Annotated in this window: 5 protein-coding genes; all 5 read left to right on the top strand. The window is 27.0% G+C overall.

From position 1 onward, the window contains the following. The first annotated feature begins 908 nt into the window (after positions 1 to 908). Positions 909 to 1475, top strand: coding sequence for a sigma-70 family RNA polymerase sigma factor (locus tag Q0V15_RS11590; RefSeq protein WP_297439177.1), 567 nt, complete (start codon positions 909 to 911; stop codon positions 1473 to 1475). Positions 1476 to 1486: 11 nt separating this feature from the next. Beyond that, entirely contained in the window at positions 1487 to 2644 is a 1158-nt protein-coding gene (locus Q0V15_RS11585) for a DUF4179 domain-containing protein (protein ID WP_297439175.1), read from the top strand. Between the two features lie 147 nt (positions 2645 to 2791). Next, positions 2792 to 3307, top strand: coding sequence for a hypothetical protein (locus Q0V15_RS11580; protein ID WP_297439173.1), 516 nt, complete (start codon positions 2792 to 2794; stop codon positions 3305 to 3307). 206 nt (positions 3308 to 3513) lie between these two features. Continuing rightward, on the top strand, positions 3514 to 4059 hold the full coding sequence (locus tag Q0V15_RS11575; protein WP_297439171.1) for a sigma-70 family RNA polymerase sigma factor: 546 nt from the start codon (positions 3514 to 3516) through the stop codon (positions 4057 to 4059). Positions 4060 to 4075: 16 nt separating this feature from the next. Further along, positions 4076 to 5143, top strand: coding sequence for a DUF4179 domain-containing protein (locus Q0V15_RS11570; protein ID WP_297439169.1), 1068 nt, complete (start codon positions 4076 to 4078; stop codon positions 5141 to 5143). Positions 5144 to 5421: the final 278 nt, after the last annotated feature.

Here is a 5421-nt window from a genome sequence, read left to right as displayed (position 1 = left end):
TAGCTTGGTCCATTGTTGCTACTGAAGTTTTTACAAAAGCATCAGTTTTTGTTTGAGCTAAAGTTAATGGTGTTCCATCGAATTTTAATAGTGCGATAGCTATTGCTGCAGTTACTCCAGCACCTGCTACTAACATAGTTAATTTTGATTTAATCATTTGTTAATCACTCTCTTTCATCGTTTATAGTTTTATATATACAATTTCTATGAAGTTTAACTTATAACGTAATACTATCCATAGAAAATTTATACTAAGTTAATTTGTTTAATTAAATATATATTTAATGTATTTGGAAATTTTATTTCCAAAGTCTTTTTATAATATAGCCTAAAAGAATAAAAAAGTAAAATATGACATTTATAGATAGTATAAGCAGTTTGTCTGGGGTATTATTAATAAAAACTAGATTATTAAATTGAATTAATAGTAAAGTATATGAAAATATATTAAAGTGGTTATTTTATGCGAGAAAAAAGCTTGTTAGGAGATAAATAGGTGGTAAGTTCAAAAAAACTATAATTTCCAATTATATAATAAAAATATGGTTTATTTACAAAAGAAGAGTATAAAATATGGTTAATATGTAAATGTAATATAAATTTTGATAATAAATATTAAACTTATAAAAAAGTAAAAGAAGGTATATTTATAGCGTAAAAAAAGCTCGTTTGAGTATTGATATATTAAAATTATGAGTATTATATTCATTTAAATTATATTAAATAAATGAAAAATAAAAATGTAAAAAAAATCAATTTAATTTTAGATATAAAATTATAGGGCGATATCCAGTTATATGATAGTTTGATATCGTTATTTTTATTTTTAAAATTTGATAGGATTTTTATATAGTATTCGAATAGATAAGTGTAAGACAAATTTAAGTTTGGTTTAAGGGGAGAATTTTATGGAGGATAAGCTAATTATTAAAAATATTAAGCGAAAGAAAGAATGTGGGCTTGAGATGTTTATTGATAAGTATGCTGGATTTATTAGAGCTATTATTAGAAGTAAACTTTATAAGTTTAGTTCTTATGAAGATGAATGTTTTGATGATATTCTTTTGGCTATTTGGAATAATGTTGATAGGTTTGATGACTCAAAGGGGAGTTTTAAGAACTGGGTTGTTTCTGTGAGTAAGTATAAAGTTATTGATTATAATAGAAAGCATTTAAGAAGTAAGGAGTTTATTTCTGATATTGATACACAGAATATTGATGAAAAACATTTAAGTGATGCCAATGCAAATGTTGAGAGAGATTTACTTAGTGATGAAGTAAAGAAAGAAATTGATGATTTACTTAGTAATTTAAGTTTGAGGGATAAGGAGTTGTTTATTAAGCATTATTTAGAGGAAAAGCCAGTTACTAAGATTTCTAGTGAGGTTGGAACTAAGGTAGATGTAATTTATAACAGACTTTCAAGAGGTAGGACAAAGCTTAGAAAAATATTAGCACATAGTAGATTATTTTAAGGGGTGATTTTATGAAAAATGAATTTGATGATTTAAACAATGTTAAAAATGATTTAGATAATATAGAAGAGATTATTATAAGTGAAGAAGAAAAAGAGAAAATTAGAAAGAGAGTTATGGGGAAAATTGAAAAAACTAAGAAGTCTAATAGTAAAAACAAAAAGAAGATAATCATAGCTGCAAGTTTTATATTTGCTATTACAGGTTCTTTTGCTTTAACTAATGAGAGTGTTTTAGCTAGTATTGAGAATGTGGGTAGAAGTATAGAGAGCTTTTTTGATTGGAATAAAGATGATGAGGTAAAATATGATTTTAAAGAATATAAGAAAGAAGTAATTAAAACTGTTACAGATAAAGGAATAAAGTTTTCTGTAAATGAAGTAGTTTTAGATGATAGAGAATTATATGTAAGTGCAAGTGTTGATTATTCAGAGTTTGACAGGGAAACTTTAAAAACTAATTATGATGGTGATTTAAACATAATACCAGCTAACTCAGATGCCAAGCTTAATTTACTTGTGGGAGATAATATGATAGAAGCTACTAATTGGGGAGGTAGCTATGAATATAATGAGAATGGAACAAGTGATGTTTTACTTAAAGTAAGTACTGATTTTAAATTAAAAGATGAAGATATAAAAACTCAAGATATGGATTTTAATAAAGTATATAAAATTAAGCTTAAAGTTGACCAAATAATAGCTCAAATACCTAAAAAAGAACATGAGATTATTGATGGTAATTGGGATATTGAATTTGAGATTGATGGGAAAAAACTTTTAGAAGAATTAAAAATAACAGATATAGATAAAACTATTGGATTTGAGTATAAAGGTGAAAAGTTAGAAGTACATTTAGGCGAGTTTAGAGTATCACCTATGTCTATGACACTTGATTATACTTATGATCAAGAACTATTTGAGAAACTTATTAATAAAGATGAAAATTTAGCTTTAGATTTTTATGATGAAAATAATGAAATGATTTCTTTTAACTCACAAGGTGGTGGGGGAAATGGAAAGGGTCAGACAGAACTTAGCACAAAGTGGATGATAGATAGGGAAATAGATGTAAGTAAGATTAAGGTGGTACCTGTAATTGAAAAGTATAATAGAGTTGGTAGAAGTTTAAAAGCTGAGGGAACTCCTGAAGAATTAAATATAAAATAATATAAGAGGCTGTGGATAAGTTTTATAAAATTTATCCACAGTCTTTACTTTTAAAAAAGTTGTGACTAATCATGTTACTTTAGTAACAATACGAGAGCTTGTTTTTAAAATATAATAAGGTCATAAGATATTTGGAGGTAAGAAATTATGACAATGGAAAGTTGGATTTTAATATTAGGGCTTTTAGCTATGGTTGTGTTTAGACAAATGGGAGAAAGAAAATTCACTATCAGAAGTACAATAATACAGATTGTACTTGTAGGGTATTTTACATATAAGTATGTTGATGGAGTGCCAACTGGTGGCTCTAATACAGTAATACTAGTTGGAATGACTGTTGCAGGTCTTATTCTTGGGGCATTTATGCTTTTAGCAACTAAGACATATTTAAAAGATGGGCAAAGATTTGTTAAATCTGGTATTACATATTTAGTTTTATGGATTATAGGACTTGGCTCAAAGGTTGTACTTGCAGAGTATATGACTAAATGGAATGTTAAGGGAACAGTGGAATTTATAATGAAGCATCATATAAATCCAAATGTTATTACAACATCATTTATGTTTTTCACAATAGGAATGATTGTGGTTAGAACTGTTGGAGTATATATCAGATTTGGAATGCTTGAAAAAAATAAAGAATTTAAAGCTGTAAGAGCTTAAAGGTAAAGGCTAGATTTATGAGTAAAATCATAGATTTAGCCTTTTTATTTTATTTAAAAGTATATATTTACGATAAATTCACTGTGAGTAAAAATATTTTTTATAGAATTTTATTAAAAGTGATAGATATACATATACTTATTTCGGATTAATAGGTGTAAAGAGAAATAACTCAGAACCAAGCTTTAAGTGAAAAGGGGTAAATTATGAAAATTACAGAGGAGAATTTTATTAAAGAATTAAAAAAGAAAAATGAAAAAGCATTAGAATATCTGATAGATAATTATGGGTGGATTATTAAGACTGTTACAAAGAAGCATCTTATAGAGTTTCCACATCTTTTAGATGAGTGCATGAATGATATTCTTATGGATATATGGAAAAATGGACATAGGTTTGATGAGAGTAAGGGGAATATTAAGAATTTTATTGCTGGTATATCAAAGTTTAAAGCTATTGATTATAAGAGAAAGTATATTAAGGATTTATATAACAAAGATATAAGTGATATGAGTATTGCAGTAGAGGATAAACTTACAGAATCTAGCTTAAGGATTGAGCTTAGTGATGAAACTGAGGAAATGCTTGGGTGTTTAAAGAAGGAAGATAGAAGCTTATTTATAAAACTTTATATTGAAGGTAAGAAAATTGAAGAGGTAACTAAAGAAACTGGAATGAGTAGAAATGTTATCTACAATAGATTATCTAGAGGAAAGAGAAAAATTAAAAATTTATTTGAAGTTAGAATTTGATAAGGGGTGAATTAATTTGAAGAAAGATATATACGATATGATTAATGATAGTGATATAGATTTAGATGAATATGAAAAGTGTGAGCTTACAGATATAGAAAAAGCTAAAATGAAAAAGTTTGCTAGAAAAAATAACAAGAAGAATGGAAATAAGTTTTCAAAACTTGCTAAAGTTTCAGTATTTGGAGTTTTATTTGGTGGAGGATTTTTATTATCACCATTTGGAGAGGTTGCATTTGCAGGGATAGAGCTAGCAACTTACCATATAGCAGATTTTATGGGGATTGAGAAAGATTTAGATGGATATAAAACAGTTGTAGATAAGACTGTAACTGATAATGGAGTCAGTGTAAAACTTAATGAGGTTATACTAGATGGAGATATGTTAAAAGTTGTAATGACTGGATATATAGAGGATTCAGAGAAAAAATATGATAGTTTATCATTTAATAATGAAAGAGTTTATATAAATGGAAAAATGGCAGGTGGAGGAATGAGTGGTGGTTATGGAAAGACTGAAAATAATACATTTAAGTATGATTATGATTTTACTATAGAGAATTTAGAAGAGTATGATTTAACAAAAGATCTTGATATAAAAATAAAACTTGATAATGCTAGAACAACTATTGAAGATGGTCCTAAAGCTGAAGTTGGTAAGAAAAGAAGTGGAGATTGGGATTTTGAATTTACAATAAGCCCAAAAGAACTTATTGCGGATACAGAAGTTATTGATATTAATAAAAGAATAGATGTTGATGGTATTGGATTTGTTGATATTGAAAAATATACAAGTAATAAGGTAGGACAGAAAATATATATAAAATGTAGTGATGAACTTTTAGGGGAGTATTCAGAACAAATTAATGGTACTGATAATTTAGGTAATAAGGTGGAGTTTGACATAAGACATAATGGACCAGATGGTGGAGTGCTTGAACTTTATACTTTAGAAGGTGGATTATCAAAAGAGGCAACAGAACTTACTCTTAGATTAGAACTTGTTAAGTATCCAGAAACAAGTGGGGAAATGAGTAGTGATTATAAACAATATGGAGAAGAATTTACTATAAAAATTAAATAAGTAGAAGTAATATGAAGCTAAATTTATGATGTGGAAATTATAAATTTAGCTTTTTTTATTTGCAATTATAAATTCAAAATGATATATTGTTTCTAAGGAAACAAAAAAAGAAGTGGATATAAGGAGAGGTTAATATGATAGATATAACTTTAAAACTTGAGAAAGAAAGTAGCGTTTGGGAGTGGCTTGAAAATGATAGTAATGCTAAAAGTAGTCTTTTAAGAATGGGACATATGGGAACTCATTTAGATGTTTATGAAAAAACAGAAGTTCCACTA

Origin of the sequence: uncultured Clostridium sp. (genome assembly GCF_947036855.1) — a bacterium.
GTDB lineage: Bacteria > Bacillota > Clostridia > Clostridiales > Clostridiaceae > Sarcina.
This window is presented reverse-complemented; position numbering and strand designations above follow the sequence as displayed.

Coding starts and splice junctions, on each gene's coding strand:
- Q0V15_RS11585 (WP_297439175.1), top strand. CDS start 1,487: ATGAAAAATGAATTTGATGATTTAAACAATGTTAAAAATGATTTAGAT.
- Q0V15_RS11580 (WP_297439173.1), top strand. CDS start 2,792: ATGACAATGGAAAGTTGGATTTTAATATTAGGGCTTTTAGCTATGGTT.
- Q0V15_RS11575 (WP_297439171.1), top strand. CDS start 3,514: ATGAAAATTACAGAGGAGAATTTTATTAAAGAATTAAAAAAGAAAAAT.
- Q0V15_RS11590 (WP_297439177.1), top strand. CDS start 909: ATGGAGGATAAGCTAATTATTAAAAATATTAAGCGAAAGAAAGAATGT.